This window comes from Geothrix sp. (genome assembly GCF_049292215.1).
GTDB lineage: Bacteria > Acidobacteriota > Holophagae > Holophagales > Holophagaceae > Geothrix.
Genome location: NZ_JBATQW010000018.1, coordinates 14,328 through 33,470, shown reverse-complemented (window position 1 = coordinate 33,470; position 19,143 = coordinate 14,328). Strand labels below are relative to the sequence as shown.

Sequence of the window (19,143 nt, the reverse complement as noted above, 5' to 3'; positions counted from 1 at the left end):
CCTGTTTTTTCGTGGTACGTTGGACGCCATGTCCTTCAGGAGCCTTCCATGCCTTCTCGTCCCTTGCGCCTCCTCGGCCTGGCAGCCCTTGTGAGCGCCTCCCTGAGTCTTGCCGGGCAAGCCCCGTTCCCACCCGTGGCCAAGCAGGTGGAGCATGTCTCCATCTGGCATGGCGAAAAGGTGAACGACCCCTGGTTCTGGCTGCGGGAGAAGGCCAATCCGGAGGTGGTGGCCTACCTGAATGCCGAGAATGCCTACACCGAGGCCATGACCGCGGACCTGAAGCCATTCTCGGAGTCGCTCTACAAGGAGATGCTGGGCCACATCAAGCAGACCGACCTGAGTGTTCCCGTGCGTCGGGGAGCCTTCTACTACTACTCGCGCACGGAAGAAGGGAAGCAGTACGGCATCCAGTGCCGTCGCAAGGCTGCTCCCAGCGGATCCTACGATGACAAGGCCGCCGAGGAGGTGTTGCTCGACCAGAACGAGCTGGCCAAGGGACTGAAGTTCCTGAGCCTGGGCGGGATGTCGGTCAGCGACCACGAGCGCACGCTGCTGTTCATCACGGATACCACCGGCTTCCGGCAGTACAGGCTCTTCACCAAGGACCTGGCCACCGGCACCATCAGTGCTCCCCTGGCGGAGCGGGTGACCTCCTTCACCTGGGCGGCTGACAACCGCCACATCTTCTTTGTGACGGAAGACAATGTCACGAAGCGTTCGAACCAGCTCTGGCGTCTCGATCTCCAGGGCGGCAAGCCGGAACTGGTCTTCGAGGAGAAGGACGAGCTCTACGGCCTGAGCCTTGGCCGTTCGAAGGACCGCAAGTACCTGCTAGCGGGCAGCCATGCCACGGACACCTGGGAGATGCGCTACCTGGCTGCCGGCGAGCCCAAGGGCGCCTTCAAGGCGCTGCTGCCCCGGGAGAAGGGCCACAAGTACAGCATCGAGCATCACGAAGGGCTGTTCTACATCCGGACCAACAAGGGTGCCAAGAACTTCCGGCTGGTCTCCGCACCCGTGGCCACCCCAGATCCCAAGCATTGGACCGAAGTTCTGCCCCACCGTGCCGATGTCCTCCTGGAAGGCCTGGATCCCTTCAAGGATTTCCTGGTAGTTACGGAAAAGAGCCAGGGGCTTGATCGCTTCCGGATCTTTGACCTCAAGGCCAAGGCATGGCGGGAAGTCACCTTCCCCGAAAGCGTCTATGCCGCCTTCCCCGGTGGAACCCCCGAGTACACCTCCACCACGTTCCGCTTCAACTACCAGTCCATGGTCACCCCCGCCAGCATCTATGACTGCGAGATGGCCACGGGCAAACAGACCCTTTTGAAGCAGACTGAAGTGCTGGGCGGCTACGACAAGACCCGGTACGCCACGGAACGCCTATGGGCGACGGCCCGGGATGGCGCGAAGGTGCCCCTGTCTGTGGTCTACAAGAAGGGGGTGAAGCGGGATGGTTCGGCCCCGCTGTTCCTCTATGCCTATGGCTCCTATGGTTATGGCCAGTCGGCCACCTTCTCCATCCCCCGCCTCAGCCTGCTGGACCGGGGCATGGTCTATGTCATCGCCCACATCCGGGGCGGCAACGACCTGGGCGAAGCCTGGCACGACGACGGCATGCTCATGAAGAAGATGAACACCTTCACTGACTTCATCGATTCGGCCGACTTCCTGGTCAAGGAGAAGTGGACGGCCAAGGACCGGCTCGTCATCGAAGGTGGCAGCGCCGGAGGCCTGCTCATGGGCGCCGTCACCAACCTGCGCCCCGACCTCTTCAAGGCCGTACACAGCGCCGTGCCTTTCGTGGACGTGATGAACACCATGATGGACGCCAGCCTGCCCCTCACGGTGGGCGAGTATCTGGAGTGGGGCAACCCCAACGAGAAGGCCGCTTTCGACTACATGCGGGCCTACAGTCCCTACGACAACCTGCAGAAGAAGGCCTACCCGGCCATCCTCGTCACCACCAGCTTCAACGACAGCCAGGTGATGTACTGGGAGCCGGCCAAATATGTGGCGAAGCTGCGCACCCTCAAGACCGACGCCAACCCCCTGCTGCTGAAGATCAAGATGGAACCGGCCGGTCACGGCGGGGCCTCCGGCCGCTACGACGCCCTGAAGGACAAGGCTTTCGAGACGGCCTGGATGCTGAGTCAGGTGGGCATCACCAAGTAACCACTCCCCAAGGAGGCCGCATGGTCGCGCCCATTCCTGCCGGATACCACACCATCACGCCCTACCTGGTCGTGCCCAATGGCCTGGCCTTCCTTGCCTTCATCGAGAAGGCCTTCGGGGCGGTGGAGAAAAGCCGGACGCTTCGCACGGACGGGACCATCGCCAACGCGGAACTCCAGATTGGGGACTCGAAGCTGATGATGGCCCAGGCCAGGGACCCGTGGAAACCCATGCCCTCCGGCTTCTACCTCTATGTGCCAGATACGGACGCCGTTTACCGGGCGGCCTTGGCAGCAGGGGGCGAATCCCTGATGGAACCCTCAGACCAGTTCTACGGGGACCGCAACGCAGGGGTGCAGGATCCCTGGGGCAACAACTGGTGGATCGCCACCCACATCGAGGATGTGGACGACGCCGAGGTGCAGCGCCGGATGGCGGCCCGAGGTTGAGTCCAGTGGGTTAAACCGGGACAATGGAAAGGCGCGGCCCCTGCCGCGCCTTTCTTGTGTCTGGAACCCATGCCCCTATCCGATGAAATCCTGCGGCGGCGTACCTTCGCCATCATCAGCCACCCCGATGCGGGCAAGACCACGCTGACGGAGAAGCTGCTGCTATACGGCGGGGCCATCGACCGGGCGGGCTCCGTGAAAGCCCGGGAGGGCGGGGCAGCGGCCCACTCGGATTGGATGAGCATCGAGCAGGAACGCGGCATCAGCGTCACCTCGGCGGCCATGCAGTTCGAATACCTGGGCAAGGCCATCAACCTGCTGGACACCCCGGGCCACCAGGACTTCAGCGAGGACACCTACCGGGCCCTGACGGCGGCCGACAGCGTGGTGATGCTGCTGGACTGCGCCAAGGGCGTGGAGGAGCAGACCAAGAAGCTGTTCCGGGTGGCCAGCGAGCGCAAGCTTCCCATCTTCACCTTCGTGAACAAGCTGGACCGGTCCGGCCGGGAACCTGTGGAACTCATCGACGAGGTCGAGGAACTGTTCGGCCTCCATGCCGTCCCCATGACCTGGCCCATCGGCTCGGGCACAGACTTCAAGGGCGTCTACGTGCGGGCCACGGGCCAGATCCAGGTCTTCGAGCGCGCCAAGGCCGGGCGGAAGGCCCGCGTGGCCGGGCAGGGCGGGCTGGACGATCCGGAGATCGCGGCCCTGCTCACACCTGCGGAACTGCAGCAGCTCAAGGATGATGTCGACCTCATGAACCACGTGTTGCCGGCCTTCGACCGGGAGGCCTTCCTGCGGGGCGAACAGTCGCCCATGTTCTTCGGGTCGGCCGTGAACAACTTCGGCGTGGCCGAGTTCCTGGAGGAGTTCCTGGAGTTGGCCCCGTCCCCCGGCGCCCGGCCGCTCATGGACGGTGGTGAGATCGCGCCGGAGCAACCCTTCACGGCCTTCGTCTTCAAGGTGCAGGCCAACATGAACAAGGCCCACCGGGACCGGGTGGCCTTTGCCCGCATCGTGTCCGGCCGCTTCGAGCGGGGCATGGATGCGCTCCACGTACGGGAGAAGAAGTCCATCAAGCTGAACTACCCCCACATGTTCTTCGGCCGCGAGCGGCAGATCGTGGACGAGGCCTACCCGGGGGACATCCTGGGGCTCATCAACCCCGGCCTCTTCCGCATCGGTGACGTGCTGAGCGCCCAGGGAGCCGTGGAGTTCCACGCGGTTCCCCGGTTCTCCCCTGAGCAGTTCGCCTCCGTGCGCCTGGCCGATCCCGGCGCCCGCAAGGGCTTCCTGAAGGGACTAGGTCAGATCGCCGAGGAGGGCGTGGTGCAGGTCTTCTGGCCCAAGGGCGGCGCACCCCTGCCCATCCTGGGCGCCATCGGCCGCCTCCAGTTCGAGGTGCTCCAGCACCGCCTCAAGGAAGAGTACGCCTGCCCCGTGCTGCTCGAGCCCCGGGGCTTCCAGATGGCTCGCTGGATCACGGGCGGCTGGCCCGAGCCCAGCAGGTTCTGGGGTGAGCTGGTGGAGGACACAGAGGGCAACCCCGCCATCCTCTTCGAGAACGACTGGCAGCGGCGGACCACGGCGGAGAAGTGCCCCGGGCTGGGTTTCCTGGAGCATCCGCCGAAATAGGCTCGGCATACTGCGGGTCAAGAGCAGGAAGCCTACTTCGCGTTCTTGAACATATCCATGACCGTGTGTAGCAGCTGGATGGCCTCGACCTTGGGCCGCTGGAAGGCATTGCGACCCATGATGGAGCCAAAGGCACCACCCGCTACCAGCTCGGCCACTTCCTTCAGCACCTCCTCGGTGCCCTTGGCCTCGCCGCCGCTGAAGATCACGATGCGGCGGCCGTTGAAGGCGCTGCGCACGACTTCGCGGACCCGGTCTGCCAAGGTGCCGATGGGGATGCCCTGCTTCTCGAAGGTGGCCGCGGCCTCCTTCACCTCCAGGTGCTGCTTGGGGGGCTTCACTTTGATGATGTGGGCGCCCAGCTGGGCGGCGATCTGAGCTGCGTAGCCGGCCACGTCCACGGCGGTCTCCCCGTCCTTGGTCAGGCCCGCGCCCCGGGGATAGGACCAGACGACGCTGGGGAGGCCCACGGCCTTGGCTTCCAGGATCAGCTCGCGCAGGGCCTCGTACTGCTCGTTGCGGGCGCCGCTGCCGGGGTAGATGGTGTAGCCGATGGCGGCGCAGCCCAGGCGCAGGGCATCTTCGACGCTGCCCGTGATGGCGCTGCAGGGCTCGATGCCCTTGCTAAGGCAGTCGCTGTTGTTGAGCTTGAGAATGAGGGGGATGTCCCCGGCGTAGTCCGAGGCCACGTGCTCGATGAACCCCAGGGGTGCCGCGTAGGCGTTGCAGCCCGCCTCGATGGCCAGCTCCACGTGGTAGCGGGGATCATAGCCCGCCGGGTTGGGGGCGAAGCTGCGGGCGGGTCCGTGCTCGAAGCCCTGGTCCACGGGCAGGATCACGAACTTGCCGGTGCCGGCCAGGCGCCCGGCGTTCATGAGGCGCGCGAGGTTGGCCTTCACGCCAGGGGTCTCGGAGGCATACCAGGAGAGGATTTCGCGGACGCGTGCGGTGGCCATGGGTTCTCCTTTGGTGGGGGCGGCCTGGTTGGCGGGCCGCTACAAGGGGGGGGAGGGTTCATCCGTTCGGGCTGGTTCGGCGGGTGCGACCCGAACCACGATGGTCTCTGCGATGCGGTCATGAACCGTCTGGCGGTTCGGGTGCAGGAAGAACTGGAGGAAGCCGAATCCGAATTCGAGCATGGAGGCCCCGTAGCCAAGGAAGCGCTCAAGGCTGGTCCAGAGGTGGAGTCGGGTGCCGTGGAGGGAGAGCACGCGGATCCCAAGGAGGCGCTTGCCTGGCGTCTGACCTTCCCAATGCCAGGTGGTCAGGGCGAAGTAGAGCAGGGAGGCGGGAAGGAAGGTCCACTTCCCGATGCCCTTGTTAATGGAGATGACGGTGTTGTTTTCCAGGTGAAGCAAGCCGGACTTGATGAGGACCGCGCCCACGCCGAGGACCGCCAGCAGCCAAAGCAGGAAGAGGAACACCCAATCCAGGGCGAAGGCGGCCATACGCCGGCGAAACGTCGCGAGGGGCAGGCCCGACAGCTCGGCGAGCCGTTCCGCCCCCTGAGGGGCGAATGCGCGGCGTGAGACATCGGGCCTGGGCAGGTGCATGGGAATGCCGGAACGGGGTCAGGCCTTCGCGCTGTAGTCGTAGAATCCGCGGCCCGACTTCCGGCCCAGCCAGCCGGCGTCCACGTATTTGATGAGCAGGGGGCAGGGGCGGTACTTGGGATCGCCCAGGCCCTCGTGCAGCACGTTGAGGATGAAGAGGCAGGTGTCCAGGCCGATGAAGTCCGCCAGGGTGAGGGGGCCCATCGGGTGGTTCATGCCCAGCTTCATGATCCCGTCGATGCTCTCCACCGTGGCCACACCCTCGTAGAGCGCGTAGATGGCCTCGTTGATCATGGGCAGCAGCACGCGGTTGCTCACGAAGCCCGGGAAGTCGTTGCAGGCGATGGGCGTCTTCCCCAGCTTCGCGGACAGGTCCATCACGGCGGTGTAGGTGGCCTCGCTGGTGGCCAAACCGCGGATGACCTCGATGAGCTGCATGACCGGCACGGGGTTCATGAAGTGCATGCCGATGAAGGCTTCCGGCCGCTTGGTGATGGCCGCCAGCTTGGTGATGGAGATGCTGCTGGTGTTGGAGGCCAGGATGGCGCCGGGTTTGCACACCGCATCCAGCGTCTCGAAGATCTGCTTCTTGACCTCCCACTTCTCGGTGGCGGCTTCGATGACGATGTCGCAGGCGGCCAGATCCTCCAGCTTCGTGGTGGTGCGGATGCGGCCCAGCACGGCGGCCTTCTCGTCGGCGGTCAGCTTGCCCTTGTCCACGCCCCGCTGCAGGTTCTTGTCGATGGTGGCCACCCCCTTGGCCGCGAAGGCTTCGGTGATGTCCTGCATCAGGACATTGAACCCCGCCTGGGCGAAGACATGGGCGATGCCATTGCCCATCTGGCCCGCGCCGATCACACCGATGCTCTGGATACTCATGGGAACCTCTCCTTCAAACTCAGAGTCTAACCCTGGAGCCATGGGGAATCCGTCACCAGCCACGAAGCAGGGCAGGGAGGTCGCGAATGGAAGCCAGCACGGGAAATGCCGCCTCGGCCGGCGCGGCCACCTGCTCATGGGCCCAGGTGAGGTGGTAGGGAACGTGGACGGCCCGGGCCCCAAGGGCCAGCACGGGCAGGATGTCGGACTTCACGGAGTTGCCGACCATGGTGAACCGATCCGCGGGAATGACGTGGCGCTCCAGGATGGCGGCATAGGTGGCCTCATCCTTCTCGGAGACGATCTCCACCTTCGAGAAGTAGATGCCCAGGCCTGACCGCGCCAGCTTGGTCTCCTGGTCGAAGAGGTCACCCTTGGTGATAACCATCAGTTCGAAGTCCTTGGACAACTCCTGTAGCACCTCGGTCACGCCGGGCAGGGACTCCACGGGCATGGCGAGCATGGTCTTGCCCAACTCGACCACCTGCCGGATGCCCGCACCGTCCAAGCGGTCCTCAGTGAGCTCGAGGGCGGTTTCGATCATGGAGAGGGTGAAGCCCTTGATGCCGTAGCCGTAGTGCTGGAGGTTCCGCATCTCTGTGTCGTGCAGGCGGGCGTCGATCCAGGCGTCGTCGTGGTAGGCGCGCAGAAGGGTGCGGAAGGCCTCCTGGGTCTCGGCATAGTGCGTCTCGTTGTGCCAGAGGGTATCGTCGGCATCGAAGGCCAGGGTTCGGAGCATGGCGGTTCCTGCGGGGTGTCCCCAGCCTACAATGGACGATTCCCGGGGACACCATGGCCACCTCCAGTACCCGCACCGAGTGGGCCCTCCTCCTGCTGCGGCTGGCGGTGGGGGGGATGGCGGTGGTCCAGGGATTCGAGGTCCTCCGCCGGGCCCATGGGGCCATCACCTTCGCCCATGCCTCGACCTGGGGCCTGGCCCTCGCCGAATTGGCCTGTGGTGCCCTGATCCTGGCAGGCCTATGGGTCACGCTGGCCGGCGGCCTCCTGGCGGCCCTGCTCGGGTGGCCTCTGGTCCATGGCTGGATCCACGGAGCCGGTCTGCTGTCCAACCTCGGTGGGCTCTTCCGGCTGCTGGCGGGCCTGGCTTGCGCCCTGGGCGGCGGAGGCAAGTGGGCTTTGGAAAGGTAGGTGCGTCATGCTGCGTCCCCCGCAACACCAGATCTTCGCCTTCGATGCCGAGTGGGTGCCCGACCCCGCGACGGGTCGTCGGGTGCTCGACCTGCCCAGGGACCTGTCTGATGAGGCCGTCATCGAGCGCATGTGGACTTATGGTGGCGCCACGGAAGTCGAGCCCCGGCCCTACCTGAAGACCATCCTGTGCCGGGTGGTCTCTCTCGCGGCGGTGATCCGCACGGTGAAGCACGGCGAGGTCACGCACCGGCTTTACGCTCTGCCGGAGGGCCCCGAGGCGCTGCCGGAGGACGACCTCCTTCGCCGCTTTCTGGTGGCCATGGGCGACAAGAAGCCCCAGCTGGTGGGCTTCAACTCCCGGGATGCGGACCTGCCCATCCTCGTGCAGCGGGCCATGGTCCATCGACTCTCCATTCCCGGCCTGGGCCGCAGCGCCGAGAAGTGGGCCCCGGGTGACTTCTTCGATCGCTATGGCAACCAGCACATCGACCTGCGCGAGATCACCGGGGCCTGGGGCAAGGCCTCCTCCACCTTGCATGAGCTGGCCACGGCATGCGGCATCCCGGGCAAGCTGGGCACCGACGGCAAGAGCGTCATTGATCTCTGGCGAGCTGGGGATCTCAAGGGCATCGTCCGCTACAACCAGTTCGACGCCCTCACCACCTTCCTGGTGTGGCTGCGGGCCATGACCCTCTCGGGTCACCTGACACCGGAGCAAATGGAGGCCGAGGAAGCCCAGATCCGGGCCCTGGTTCAGCAGAAGGCTGCGACCGACCCAGGTTTCGGATTGTACCTCGAGGGCTGGGACCGGCTTTCCTGACCGCTTCTGCTTGCATCGTCTCCCCGGTGGGGTAGACTCGCCACGTACATCCAATCAATGCGCCTTTTTCACCAGGAGGGGTTTGTGAACAAGCGGCTTGCGGCTGAGTTCCTTGGAACACTTTGGCTGGTCCTCGGCGGTTGCGGCAGCGCCGTGCTGGCGGCGGCCTTCCCCGGCGTGGGCATCGGCCTCCACGGAGTCAGCCTGGCCTTCGGCCTCACGGTGTTGACCATGGCCTATGCCATCGGCCCCATCTCCGGCTGCCACCTGAATCCCGCCGTGACCCTGGGCCTGGCCGTGGGGGGGCGCTTCCCCTACAAGGACGTGGCGCCCTACTGGATCGCCCAGGTACTGGGGGCCGTGGTGGCTTCCGCCGTCCTCTATGTCATCGCCACGGGCAACGGATCCGCCATCGGCGGCTTCGCCAGCAACGGCTACGGTGACCACTCCCCGGGCAAGTATGGCCTGGGGGCCGCCTTCCTGACGGAAGGGGTGATGACCTTCTTCTTCCTGATGGTGATCCTGGGCAGCACCGCCAAGAAGGCGGCCCCCGGCTTCGCCCCCATCGCCATCGGCCTCTGCCTGACCCTCATCCACCTCATCAGCATCCCTGTCACCAACACCTCAGTGAACCCCGCCCGCAGCACCGGCCCGGCCCTGTTCGTGGGGGGCTGGGCGCTGTCCCAGCTCTGGCTCTTCTGGGTGGCCCCCCTCGTCGGCGCCGCCCTGGCGGGGGTTGTGTTCCCCAAGCTGGAGGAATAGCCCTCCGGATTGGCATGGCTTGAGCAATCCCTGGAAGGGGCCGATACACTTTTGACCCAGGGAGTCGCCATGAGCCAAGAGATCCGACCTGAGGACCTCATCGTCACCGAGCAGGACGGCACCCGTCGCATCAACCACGATGTCATTGAGAGCTATGGGCTGTTCAACCTGCCCCGGGCCACCATGCGCCAGGCCCTGATGGTGTACTACGACAATGCCAGCCGCCAGGGCCGGGGCGCCGCCCAGACGGTGCGCACGTTTATCACCCTGGCCAGTTCCATCACCCGCTTCCCCCGCCAGGTGGCCATCAACTTCACCCGCGGCGTGGCTTACCGCAGGAACATGCGGATGCTGAGGCGCTTCAGTCGCTGAAGGCGGCTGACGGGTCGCGGAGCACGCGGCTGAAAGCCGCGCGCGGAGCGGGTTCCGGTGCTCCGAGAATGCGTTTCTCTCGCTGAAATCACGCAGCGAACCGATCAAAGTCTGCGCAGGATCCGTTCAATGCCCGTGGCCTTCTTGCCTTCGGTGGTGACCAGGACGGCGTGGAGCTGGAGGTCCCCCTCGGCGACCTCGTACCTCGGCCGGATGACCTTCAGGAAGCGGCCCAGGCTGGCCTCCTTCTTCATGCCGATGACGCCCTCGTAGGGGCCGGTCATGCCGATGTCGGTGACATAGGCCGTGCCACCGGGCAGCACCTTCGCGTCGAGGGTGCCCACATGGGTGTGGGTGCCCAGCACGGCCGCCGCCCGGCCCTCCAGGTGGAAGCCCATGGCCTGGGCCTCGCTGGTGGCCTCGGCGTGCATGTCCACGAGCACGAGGTCGGCGCGCTCCTTCTGCAGGATGGCGTCCACGCAGCGGAAGGGGCAGTCGCAGGGGGGCATGTGGACACGGCCCATGAGGTTGATCACCAGCACCTCGGCCCCCGAGGGAGTGTGCAGCTTGACCCAGCCATTGCCGGCCGTCTCGGCAGGGTGGTTTGCCGGGCGGAGCAGGCGGGGCTCTTGGCGGAAGTAGCCGTCGATGCCCTTCACGTCGAAGGCGTGGTTCCCCGTGGTGATGACATCCACACCCAGCTTGTCGAACCACTCCCGCGCGATGGCCTCGGTGATGCCGTGGCCATGGGCGGCGTTCTCGCCGTTCACCACCACCAGGTCGGCCCCGGTCTCCCGGCGCAGCTCGGGCACGAAGGCCTCCACCAGCCGCCGCCCCGGTTCCCCCACCACATCACCCAACGCCAGTATCCGCATGGAACCAGCCTAACTAAATTCCCCATGAAAAAGGCCCCCGGGGTGCGGGGGCCTTTGCCTGGAGTGGATCCGACTAGTACTTGAGTCGGATGCCCAACTGCACTTCGCGGGACTTGGTGCGGTCCACGGTGGTCAGGTACCCGTAGGTGGTATTCGGGGTGAAGGCGTTGGTCGTCGTGTTCAAGGCGCCAGCCTTGTAATTGGCACTGGCCACATTGAAGTCGGGCTTGTTCAGGATGTTGTAGATATCCAGGATGGCATCGACATGGAAGCGCTTGGTGAGCTTGAAGGCGCGGGTCACCCGCACATCGAACTGCTGGTAGCTGGGCTGGCGCTGGTCGTTGCGGGTGTGGCCGGCCAGGACATGGTTGGCCATGTTGTCGCCGTTCAGGTCGTTGGAGTAGTAGGCGGTGTAGGGCAGGCCCGACTGGTAGAGGCCTCGGATGGCCACATCCAGGTTCTCCCCGACGGGGAAGTAGAAGACCAGGTTCGCCACCACGCGGCGGTCGCTGTCGCCGTAACCGAAGTTGGAGGCGGGGTCCTGCGGATTTTGGGTGAGGGAGGCGCCCAGCTCGCTGGTGAAGTCGGTGCTGGCGGAGGTGTAGGTGCCGCGCTCGAAGGAGCCCGTATCCTGGCTGCGGGACAACGTGGCGTTGGCGATCAGGCCCGTGCGGTCATTCCAGGTCTTCTTCGCGGTCACGCTGAGTCCGCGATAGAAACCGTAGCCGTCGGTCTTGACCAGGTAGACGTCACTGAAGCCGCCCACGGGGTTGCCGGGGACGGTGGCGGCGGGGCCGAAGTCCACGCGGCGGCCCGCGATCACCGCGTAGCCGGGGCGGGTGGCGGTGGACCAGCGGTTGATGCCGGTGGCATAGCCGTCGTTGTAGTAGCCGGCAGTCACCACGCCCGTCGCCGGGTCATAGCTGTCGTACTGGCCCAGGTTGATGTTCTCGAAGCGCTGCAGGTGCTCGTACTTCACGTAGGTGCCGCTGATGCCCACCACGAGGTTGTTGCCCAGGTCGCGCTCGACGCCCAGGTTCAGCTTCTTGGACTGGGACAGCTTGTTGTTGGGGTCCCAGAGGGAGGTGGGGGAGGCGCCGGCGGTGAAGAGGCCGCTGGTGGCGATGGCGGCCAGCTCAGAGTCGGTGGCCTTGCGCAGGCTGGTGCCGCCGAGCAGGTTGGTGGCGCTCAGCAGGCCGGAGTTGAAGAGGGCGAGGTTGCCTGCACTCGTCTTGTTCAGGGCGAAGGAGTAGTTGGTGATGATCTGGCCGTTGCCGGTCATGGTGTTGGAGTGCAGGAGCAGCGGGGTGGGGCTGGTGAAGACGCCGTAGCCGCCGCGGATTACGGTCTTGCCCTTGCCGTCCACATCGAAGCTGAAGGCGAGGCGGGGGTCCGTGGTGGTGCCTCCGAAGCCCTGGTCCAGGCCCTTGAAGTTCGGGTTCGGGCGGGGGTTGTTGGAGAAGTCCTGCTTGTTGTGCCGGACGCCGGCGGTCAGGGTCAGCCGCTTGTCGAAGAGGCCGGAGTACTGCACCTGGCCGAAGAAGCCATCGGTGCTGGTCTTCATGGGGATGCGGCCATTGAAGGGGCTCACTGCGCCGGCGTAAGTGATGCCGCCGGGGGTGCCCGCAGCCAGGGTGCCCGTGGCCCAGGCGGTGGCGCCGGCATAGGTGTCGAAGCGCCAGGAACCGGCGTTGTTCTGGAAGAACTGGTTGTCCTCGTCGACCCGGAGGAGGTCCACGCCGCCCTTCACCTGCAGGTCCCCGTGGGCCCAGGTGGTGGCGCTGAAGAACTGGGTGGTGAGCTCGTTGCTCTCCCGCGGCGTGGAGGTCTTGGTGCCGAAGGACATGTTGGTACCGGAGGTGGGGATGGCGATGGCCGGGACGCCGGTGGCGGCGTTGCCGGTCATGGGCCGGGCCTCACGGGCCAGCTGCAGGCGGCTCTCGGTGAAGAGCTCGGGCGTCCAGATGTTGTTGGCCTCGATCACCCAGCTGACGGACTGCACTCGGGTGGGGATGTTGTTGCTCTCGGCGTTGTTGGGGTTCGCGCTGGTGTTCTGCAGGGTGTCCGTCATGTCCTGGAAGTTGACGCGGAACACGAAGCGGTGGTTCTGGCTGGCCACCCAGTCTAGGCGGCCGAAATACACCGTGTTGGTGTTGGACATGGGGTAGGGGTGGGCCGGGATGCCGGCGCCGGGGTTGCCGAATTCCTGGGCCAAGGTGAGACCCGAGCGGTTGGTGATGATGCCGCCCAGGGGTGAGGCCAGGAAGGTCGTCAGGTCGCCCGCGGTCATGCCGGCGGCGGCGCTGGTGGTGGTGGCGATGGGATTGGCCGTGATCTTCTTGGTGTAGCGCTCCACGCCCACGAAGTAGAAGAGCTTGTCCTTCACCAGCGGGCCGCCGATGTTGAAGTTGATGTTCTCGGAGTCGTTGGTGCGGGCGGAGGCGGGGGAGCCGCCAAAGGGCGGGCGGTCGGAGGACTCGGTCCAGGCGGTCTTGCGCAGCTGGTAGAGGGCGCTGCCGGTCACTTCGTTGGTACCGCCCTTGGTGATGGCGTTGATGGTGGCACCGGCCTGGGCGTACTGGGCATCGAATCCGTTGGTGACGACCTGCAGTTCCTTGATGGTGTCGGCGCCGAAAATGAAGGGCGTGTAGACGCCGCCGCGCTGCTCATTGAAGAAGGCGGAGTTGTTGCTGGCGCCATCGATCTGGATCGCATTGAAGATCTGGCGGCCACCCTCCACCACCAGGCGGGCCGGGCTGCCGGAACCAGCGGTGACGCCAGGGGCCAGCTTGGCCACATCCGTGAAGTTGCGGGTGACCAGCGGGATGGACTCCACCAGGTCCTGCTCGAGCGTCGTCACCGTGCTCACCTGCTTGACGTCCACCGTCCCGGCCGCCGCCACCACTTCCACCACGGCGCCGACATCGGAGGCTTCCAGGGTGGGGCTCAGGGTCACGGAGTTGCCGAGGGTCACCCGGATGTTCTCCTTGACGGGCTTGAAGCCGGGGGCCGAGACGAGCACCTCATAGACGCCGCTGGGCAGCAGGGGGAAGCTGTAGTCGCCGGTGGCAGTGGACCGCACCGTGCGGCCCGCGCCGGTCTCCAGGTTGGCGACGCGGATGCTGGCGCCGCTGATGGCCTTGCCACCGCGGTCCTTGACGGTGCCCCGCAGGGCCCCGGAGGTCTGACTGGTCTGGGCGTGCGCCACGACGCAAAGGGAGAACGCCGTGAGGACGGCGATGGATGGGCGGCGGAAGTGCATGTAGTCCTCCATGAGGGGCCAGGGGGGTGGCCTGCAGGTTGAAAAGCGGGGGATCCGTTTCGGGATTGTCGAATTATGGCTGAAGCAGGGCGAAATGGCACTCCCCGAGTGCTATTTCCGGGTAACAGGTTTGCATATTGAATTCACTTGGGTTACGCGGAATCGAGTAGGCCGCCCGTCCATGGGATCCGGAATCATGGCCCACGAAAAAGGCGGCGCAGAGGCGCCGCCTTTCTGGTGCTACTGCTGCTTCTGGAATTAGAAGGCGAACCGGGCGCCGACCTGGATCTGGCGAGCCGAGCCGATCGGGTTCTGCTGCTGCTGCAGGTTCCGGGCGTAGCCGGCATCCACTGTGGCCGGAACGACGCCTGGATTGCCGGGGTTGGTTCCAGTGCTGGGGTAGGAGACACGGGTGGACATCCAGGTGTCCTGGCGGTTCAGGAGGTTGAAGATGTCCAGGGATGCCGTCGCCTTGATGCGCTTGGTGATCTTGAAGTCGCGGCGCAGGCCCAGGTCGAGGAAGAAGACGGAGCCGGCCCGCTGGGTGTTGCGGCCCGAGTCCACGCCGTTGGCGAAGTAGCGGTCGTTGCTGCCGTTGCCATCACCGTTCACGTCCGTGCCGTAGGTCAGGGTGTAGGGCGTGCCGGACTGGTAGCGGAAGGACAGGGACGAGAGGACGCCGGTGACGTTCTTGTCCATGAAGCTCATGTAGCCGGTGAGCACATGGCGGCGGTCCGTGTCGGCATAGCCCCACTGGTTGCCCAGCTGGCCAGCGTCCTGGATCGAGATGCCGGAGTAGTTGCGCTCGTTGGAGTCGCTGTCCTTGTTGATGGCGTAGGTGTAGTAGACCTGCGCATCGAAGGCGCTGTCGTCCTTGTGGTACTTCAGGCTGAAGGTGTAGGCATGGTAGATGCCGGTGGCATCCGACAGGTAGTAGCCCATGGTGCCGTAGTTGGTGTTGGGTCGAACGGGCGTGTAGGCGCCACCGGACCAGGTGGACAGGCCCGTGGTGGGGTTCGGCGCCGAGATGACGATGGGGCTGATGGTGCTGGGATAGATCAGGCGGCCCTGGGCGTTGGCCGTGGGGGTGCCCAGGTTCAGGTCAGCCGTGCGCTCCAGCTGGTTGCTCTTGGCGTAGGTGGCGGAGAAGCCGAGCACCAGGTCGCGGAAGAAGGGGCGCTCGGCGCCAAGGTTCACGCGGTCTGTGTAGGGGTTCTTGAAGTCCTTGCTGAAGGTCCAGATGTTGAAGGGCGGAATGGGCGCGCCCGTGGGGAACGAGGAGATCCAGTAGGGGCTCGCGGCATTGAAGGCGGCGCCGATGGGAATCCCGTAGGTGCCAGCCTCGGCGGCGGTGAAGTCCTTCTGACCCGTGCGCCGGCCATTGGCGGCAAAGGCCTGGTAGAGGAACACGGCCGGCGTGGTGCTGACATAGCGGCCCAGGCTGCCGCGAACCACGGTCTTGCCCTGGTCGAAGCCGGGAGTCCAGGTGAAGGAGAGGCGGGGGGAGAACTGGCTGTCCGTGGGGATCTTCCCAGTCAGTGGCATGGGGTTGGCCGTGGTGTTGCTCATGTCCAGGACCGGGTACTCCGGGTTCTCCTGGCGGTCCCAGCGGACGCCGAGGCCCAGCTTGAAGCTGTCGGTGAGGCGCCAGTCGGTCTGGAGGAAGATCGCGATCTGCTTCTCGCTGGCGCTGAAGAGACCCGCCTGCTGCACGGGGCCGCTCAGACCAAAGTTCTGGCGGTAGGTGGACCAGTTGCCGGCGCGGAAGTTGGTCAGCGAACTGAAGAGGTAGACGCCCTGCCAGTTGCCCGCGAAGAACTCGGAGACATCAATCGTGTTGTGGTCGATGCCGGCCTTCACCTGGAAGGTGGGCGTGACGTAGCTGATGTTCTCCTGGATCTGGGTGCGCTTGGTGTTGTAGGTGCGGTCGAAGGGGTAGGCGCCGTAGAACCCGACGTTGCTGATGCTCACTTCGGGGATGCTGGAGTAGGTCGAGCGCGGCATGTCGTCCTTGACGATGTTCACGCGGAACTCGTTCATCCAGTTGCTGCCCAGCACCCAGTTCCACTGCAGGACGTAGGCGTCGGTCTTGACGTCATCCGAGGCCAGGTTCTCGTAGGCGGCAGTGGTGCCGGCGCCGGTGACACCCTTGAAGCTGGAGTGGTTCACCCGGAACTGGATGTTGTGGTTGACGGTGGGGTTGAAGTCGAAGCGCACGAAGTAGGTGTCCGAGTCCTCGGGCACGGAGTAGCTGCCGCCCTTGGCGATGAGCACCGCATCCCGAGGGTTGGCCACGGGATCCAGGGTCACGGGGCTGTTGCCGCCCCAGACCTGGTTGATGGGGGACTTCTTGCGCTGGGCATCGTAGGCGACGAAGTAGAAGAGCTTGTCCTTGACGATGGGGCCACCCACGCTGAAGCCGAACTGCTCCTGCTGGAAGTCGCCCACCGGGCTGGTGGTGGTGCTGCCGTTGGGCTGGCGCAGGGTGGGGCCAGCTTCGACCGTCTTCCGGGGGCGCAGGTAGTAGAAGAGGCTGCCGCTGAGGTCATTGGTGCCGTTCTTGGTGATGGCGTTCACATAGCCGCCGCCCATGCGCCCGAACTCGGCGCTGGCGCCGTCGGTGATCACCTGGTACTCGCGGATGGCTTCGATGGAGATGGTGAAGGGGGTCTTGCCCTCGGCCGCGCCGGTGGCGCCACCGAAGAAGGGCTCGTTGTTGTCGCCGCCGTCGATGTTGATGGAGGTGTTCACGCCGCGCTGACCGGCGATGGCCAGGTTGCCGCGGCTGCTGTCCACCACCACCTGGGGGGCCAGGGTGGCGAGGTTGGTGAAGTTGCGGCCGAAGACGGGCAGGCTGGTCAGGTTGTCAGGGGAGACGATGGCGGCGGCGCTGGCGCGCTCGGAATCCACCTGGGCGCTGGCGGCGACCACTTCCACCACGGCGCCGCTCTCGAGGGCGAGCTTGATGGTCAGGGGGGCGGCATCGCCCAGGTTCAGGTTCACCTTGATGTTCGCGGCGGTCTGGTAGCCGGCCTTGGTGACGGTCACGGTGTAGGGGCCCACGGGCAGCAGGGTGGCCAGATACCGGCCCTCGTTGCTGGTCTGCAGGGTGCGGGTGAGGCCCGTCTCGCCGTTGCGGATCACCACCGTGGCGCCCGCCACGGCCGACCCCTTGGTGTCCAGTACCCGCCCGCCCAGCTGGACGGACACGCCCTGGGCCATGAGGGGGGCCGCTGCCACCAGCAGGGCCACGAGGGATGAGCTGCTCAAGTGCCTTGAACGCATGTGAAGTTCCTCCATTGTTCGAGGGTAACGGGGCAGGGGCTTCCGCAGAAGGGGACCTTTGGGTCGTGGAACGAATGTGACGCCGATGACACCTGATGGTCACAGGAGGGTCCGAGGGGGGCCGTCTGTTAGGCTTCTTCTTTCCTTGAGATCCTCATGAAACTGGCCGGTCTTCTCGTTTTATTCCTGTCCTCCATGTCCCTTTTTGCCCAGGCGCCGGCCACCATGGGTGTGGGGGAGATCCGGGCTGGCATGAAGGGGCATGGCCGGACCGTGTTTCAGGGCGGGAAGATCGACCGCTTCGAGTTCGAAGTGCTGGGCGTGCAGAAGAACGCGGCCCCGGGTCGGAGCCGCATCATGGTCCGGGCCTCCGGTGGCCCCTTGGCCGAGACCGGCATCCTGGCGGGCATGAGCGGTAGCCCCTGCTACATCGATGGCAAGCTCATCGGGGCCTTGAGCACGGGCATCGCCTTCGAGAAGGAACCCATCGGCGGCATCACCCCCATTGCGGAGATGCTGGACCAGCTCCGGGACATCCCCGAGCTGGCCCCCAGCCGGACGCCCCTGATCCTGCCCAAGCTGGAGCCGCCCAAGGTGCTGAAGGCCGCCCTGCTGGGCCAGATGCTCGACTTCCAGGCGTTGACCGGAGAGTCCGATCCGCAGGCCCTGCCCATGGCCCTGGTGGGGAGCGCCCTGGGGACCGAAGCCCAGCGCCTGTGGTCCGGCTGGCCGGTCACCTTCACGGCGGTGCCCACGCTCTCCGGGGGCCGGGAGGACGCCAGCCCCATCGAGCCTGGTGGCATGGCGGCCATCACGCTCATGCAGGGGGACCTGGACCTGGCGGCCTCCGGCACCATCACCTACGTCTCTGGCAAGCGCATCCTGCTGTTCGGGCACCAGCTCTTCAACCTCGGCCCGGTGGACCTGCCCCTCTGGTCGGCCACGGTGTCCACCACGGTGGCCAGCTACCAGAGCTCCTTCAAGCTGGCCATGCCGGTGGCCCCCATCGGCGCCCTGCGGCTGGATCGCAGCTCGGGGGTGGCCGGTCTCCTGGGCGCCGAGGCCCGCCTAGTGCCCATGCGCATCGGCCTGAACCTGGGTGGCAAGAAGACCCTGAACTTCCGCTTCGAGCTCATGGACCACCCCACGGCGACCGCCGCCCTGGCCGCCACGGCCGTGGCCCAGACGTTGGATGCCCACACCCGGGGCATCGGGCTGCAGAGCCTCTCCATGCAGGGGAACATCAAGCTGGTGGGCCAGCCCGCCATCGTGATCGAGAACGTCATCGCAGACCTGAACCCCGGGCGCATGGCCCAGTACGTGGGCGCCATGCTCCAGGCCATCTGCCTCAACCCCTATGAGAAGCCCCTGATCGAGGGCATTTCCCTCACCATCAAGGCCGAGGAGCGCCTGGACCTGACCGCCATCGCCGGCGTACGCCTGCTCAAGGCCCGCGCCAAGCGGGGCGAAGTCCTGCCCGTGCTGGTGACGCTCCAGAACATCCAGGGGGTTCGCGAGACCGCGACCTTCAACATCCAGGTGCCCTCCTCGGCCACCAAGGGGAAGGCCATCCTCATGGTGGGCGATGGCTACAGCCTCACCGCTGCGGATCCGGATGAGCGCGTGATCGAGACAGCCTCCCTCGGCGACGTGGTGCGGATCCTGAACGGCGCCCTGCGGAACAACCACGCCTACGCCCTTCTGGTGCAGGCGCAGCCCGGCGCGGGGCTCCGCGGCAGCCGCATCGAGGGCATTCCGCCCTCCGTGGCCAGCCTGGTGAGCGGCGACGGGGTCAGCAGCGACAATCGGCTGCAGCGCCGCATCATCGGGCGCGCCCTGCTGCCCCTGGAGCGGGAAGTGCGCGGCCTGAGCCAGCTGGAAGTGGAGATTGAGTAGATGCGTTCGCGAAAGGGATCTA

Annotated in this window: 15 protein-coding genes; 8 read left to right on the top strand and 7 right to left on the bottom strand. The window is 65.7% G+C overall.

Going from position 1 to position 19,143, the window contains the following annotated elements:
* The first annotated feature begins 48 nt into the window (after nt 1–48).
* From WAS25_RS03345 to WAS25_RS03335, 3 genes are all read left to right on the top strand, one after another.
* Nucleotides 49–2,178 carry a S9 family peptidase gene (locus WAS25_RS03345; protein ID WP_422310090.1) on the top strand — a complete coding sequence of 710 codons (2,130 nt, stop codon included), beginning with the start codon at nt 49–51 and terminating at the stop codon, nt 2,176–2,178.
* 20 nt (nt 2,179–2,198) lie between these two features.
* Nucleotides 2,199–2,627, top strand: a complete 429-nt coding sequence (locus tag WAS25_RS03340) for a VOC family protein (protein WP_422310089.1) — start codon at nt 2,199–2,201, stop codon at nt 2,625–2,627.
* 69 nt (nt 2,628–2,696) lie between these two features.
* Complete coding sequence (locus WAS25_RS03335; RefSeq protein WP_422310088.1) at nt 2,697–4,265, top strand: peptide chain release factor 3; 1,569 nt, start codon at nt 2,697–2,699, stop codon at nt 4,263–4,265.
* Nucleotides 4,266–4,297: 32 nt separating this feature from the next.
* On the opposite strand, the gene WAS25_RS03330 is transcribed toward WAS25_RS03335, so the two are convergent.
* Genes WAS25_RS03330 through WAS25_RS03315 form a run of 4 tightly spaced genes read right to left on the bottom strand, consistent with a single transcriptional unit; the run spans nt 4,298 to nt 7,436 of the window.
* Nucleotides 4,298–5,221 carry a class I fructose-bisphosphate aldolase gene (locus WAS25_RS03330; protein WP_422310087.1) on the bottom strand — a complete coding sequence of 308 codons (924 nt, stop codon included), beginning with the start codon at nt 5,219–5,221 and terminating at the stop codon, nt 4,298–4,300.
* A gap of 39 nt (nt 5,222–5,260) precedes the next feature.
* Nucleotides 5,261–5,818 (bottom strand): RDD family protein, encoded by a 558-nt coding sequence (locus tag WAS25_RS03325; protein WP_422310086.1) that lies wholly within the window; start codon nt 5,816–5,818, stop codon nt 5,261–5,263.
* 18 nt (nt 5,819–5,836) lie between these two features.
* The gene (locus tag WAS25_RS03320) at nt 5,837–6,697 is read right to left on the bottom strand and encodes a 3-hydroxybutyryl-CoA dehydrogenase (RefSeq protein ID WP_422310085.1); all 861 of its coding nucleotides are present in this window, start codon (nt 6,695–6,697) and stop codon (nt 5,837–5,839) included.
* A 52-nt stretch (nt 6,698–6,749) separates the two neighbouring features.
* Nucleotides 6,750–7,436, bottom strand: a complete 687-nt coding sequence (locus tag WAS25_RS03315) for an HAD family hydrolase (RefSeq protein WP_422310084.1) — start codon at nt 7,434–7,436, stop codon at nt 6,750–6,752.
* Between the two features lie 53 nt (nt 7,437–7,489).
* On the opposite strand from WAS25_RS03315, the gene WAS25_RS03310 reads away from it, so the two are divergent.
* The 4 genes from WAS25_RS03310 to WAS25_RS03295 all read left to right on the top strand — a co-directional run bounded on the left by WAS25_RS03310 (nt 7,490) and on the right by WAS25_RS03295 (nt 9,803).
* The gene (locus WAS25_RS03310) at nt 7,490–7,846 is read left to right on the top strand and encodes a hypothetical protein (RefSeq protein WP_422310083.1); all 357 of its coding nucleotides are present in this window, start codon (nt 7,490–7,492) and stop codon (nt 7,844–7,846) included.
* Nucleotides 7,847–7,853: 7 nt separating this feature from the next.
* Entirely contained in the window at nt 7,854–8,669 is an 816-nt protein-coding gene (locus WAS25_RS03305) for a hypothetical protein (protein ID WP_422310082.1), read from the top strand.
* A gap of 57 nt (nt 8,670–8,726) precedes the next feature.
* Complete coding sequence (gene aqpZ / locus WAS25_RS03300; RefSeq protein WP_422310081.1) at nt 8,727–9,431, top strand: aquaporin Z; 705 nt, start codon at nt 8,727–8,729, stop codon at nt 9,429–9,431.
* 69 nt (nt 9,432–9,500) lie between these two features.
* Complete coding sequence (locus WAS25_RS03295) at nt 9,501–9,803, top strand: hypothetical protein (RefSeq protein WP_422310080.1); 303 nt, start codon at nt 9,501–9,503, stop codon at nt 9,801–9,803.
* A 104-nt stretch (nt 9,804–9,907) separates the two neighbouring features.
* Here WAS25_RS03295 and WAS25_RS03290 read toward each other — a convergent pair whose 3' ends face one another.
* The 3 genes from WAS25_RS03290 to WAS25_RS03280 all read right to left on the bottom strand — a co-directional run bounded on the left by WAS25_RS03290 (nt 9,908) and on the right by WAS25_RS03280 (nt 17,225).
* Nucleotides 9,908–10,678 carry a TIGR00282 family metallophosphoesterase gene (locus WAS25_RS03290; protein WP_422310079.1) on the bottom strand — a complete coding sequence of 257 codons (771 nt, stop codon included), beginning with the start codon at nt 10,676–10,678 and terminating at the stop codon, nt 9,908–9,910.
* A 73-nt stretch (nt 10,679–10,751) separates the two neighbouring features.
* Nucleotides 10,752–13,940 carry a carboxypeptidase regulatory-like domain-containing protein gene (locus WAS25_RS03285; protein WP_422310078.1) on the bottom strand — a complete coding sequence of 1,063 codons (3,189 nt, stop codon included), beginning with the start codon at nt 13,938–13,940 and terminating at the stop codon, nt 10,752–10,754.
* A gap of 258 nt (nt 13,941–14,198) precedes the next feature.
* The gene (locus WAS25_RS03280) at nt 14,199–17,225 is read right to left on the bottom strand and encodes a TonB-dependent receptor (RefSeq protein WP_422310077.1); all 3,027 of its coding nucleotides are present in this window, start codon (nt 17,223–17,225) and stop codon (nt 14,199–14,201) included.
* A gap of 156 nt (nt 17,226–17,381) precedes the next feature.
* On the opposite strand from WAS25_RS03280, the gene WAS25_RS03275 reads away from it, so the two are divergent.
* Entirely contained in the window at nt 17,382–19,121 is a 1,740-nt protein-coding gene (locus WAS25_RS03275) for a SpoIVB peptidase S55 domain-containing protein (RefSeq protein WP_422310076.1), read from the top strand.
* Nucleotides 19,122–19,143 lie beyond the last annotated feature (22 nt).

Coding starts and splice junctions, on each gene's coding strand:
- WAS25_RS03345 (WP_422310090.1), top strand. CDS start 49: ATGCCTTCTCGTCCCTTGCGCCTCCTCGGCCTGGCAGCCCTTGTGAGC.
- WAS25_RS03340 (WP_422310089.1), top strand. CDS start 2,199: ATGGTCGCGCCCATTCCTGCCGGATACCACACCATCACGCCCTACCTG.
- WAS25_RS03335 (WP_422310088.1), top strand. CDS start 2,697: ATGCCCCTATCCGATGAAATCCTGCGGCGGCGTACCTTCGCCATCATC.
- WAS25_RS03330 (WP_422310087.1), bottom strand. CDS start 5,221: ATGGCCACCGCACGCGTCCGCGAAATCCTCTCCTGGTATGCCTCCGAG.
- WAS25_RS03325 (WP_422310086.1), bottom strand. CDS start 5,818: ATGCACCTGCCCAGGCCCGATGTCTCACGCCGCGCATTCGCCCCTCAG.
- WAS25_RS03320 (WP_422310085.1), bottom strand. CDS start 6,697: ATGAGTATCCAGAGCATCGGTGTGATCGGCGCGGGCCAGATGGGCAAT.
- WAS25_RS03315 (WP_422310084.1), bottom strand. CDS start 7,436: ATGCTCCGAACCCTGGCCTTCGATGCCGACGATACCCTCTGGCACAAC.
- WAS25_RS03310 (WP_422310083.1), top strand. CDS start 7,490: ATGGCCACCTCCAGTACCCGCACCGAGTGGGCCCTCCTCCTGCTGCGG.
- WAS25_RS03305 (WP_422310082.1), top strand. CDS start 7,854: ATGCTGCGTCCCCCGCAACACCAGATCTTCGCCTTCGATGCCGAGTGG.
- aqpZ (WP_422310081.1), top strand. CDS start 8,727: ATGCGCCTTTTTCACCAGGAGGGGTTTGTGAACAAGCGGCTTGCGGCT.
- WAS25_RS03295 (WP_422310080.1), top strand. CDS start 9,501: ATGAGCCAAGAGATCCGACCTGAGGACCTCATCGTCACCGAGCAGGAC.
- WAS25_RS03290 (WP_422310079.1), bottom strand. CDS start 10,678: ATGCGGATACTGGCGTTGGGTGATGTGGTGGGGGAACCGGGGCGGCGG.
- WAS25_RS03285 (WP_422310078.1), bottom strand. CDS start 13,940: ATGCACTTCCGCCGCCCATCCATCGCCGTCCTCACGGCGTTCTCCCTT.
- WAS25_RS03280 (WP_422310077.1), bottom strand. CDS start 17,225: ATGCGTTCAAGGCACTTGAGCAGCTCATCCCTCGTGGCCCTGCTGGTG.
- WAS25_RS03275 (WP_422310076.1), top strand. CDS start 17,382: ATGAAACTGGCCGGTCTTCTCGTTTTATTCCTGTCCTCCATGTCCCTT.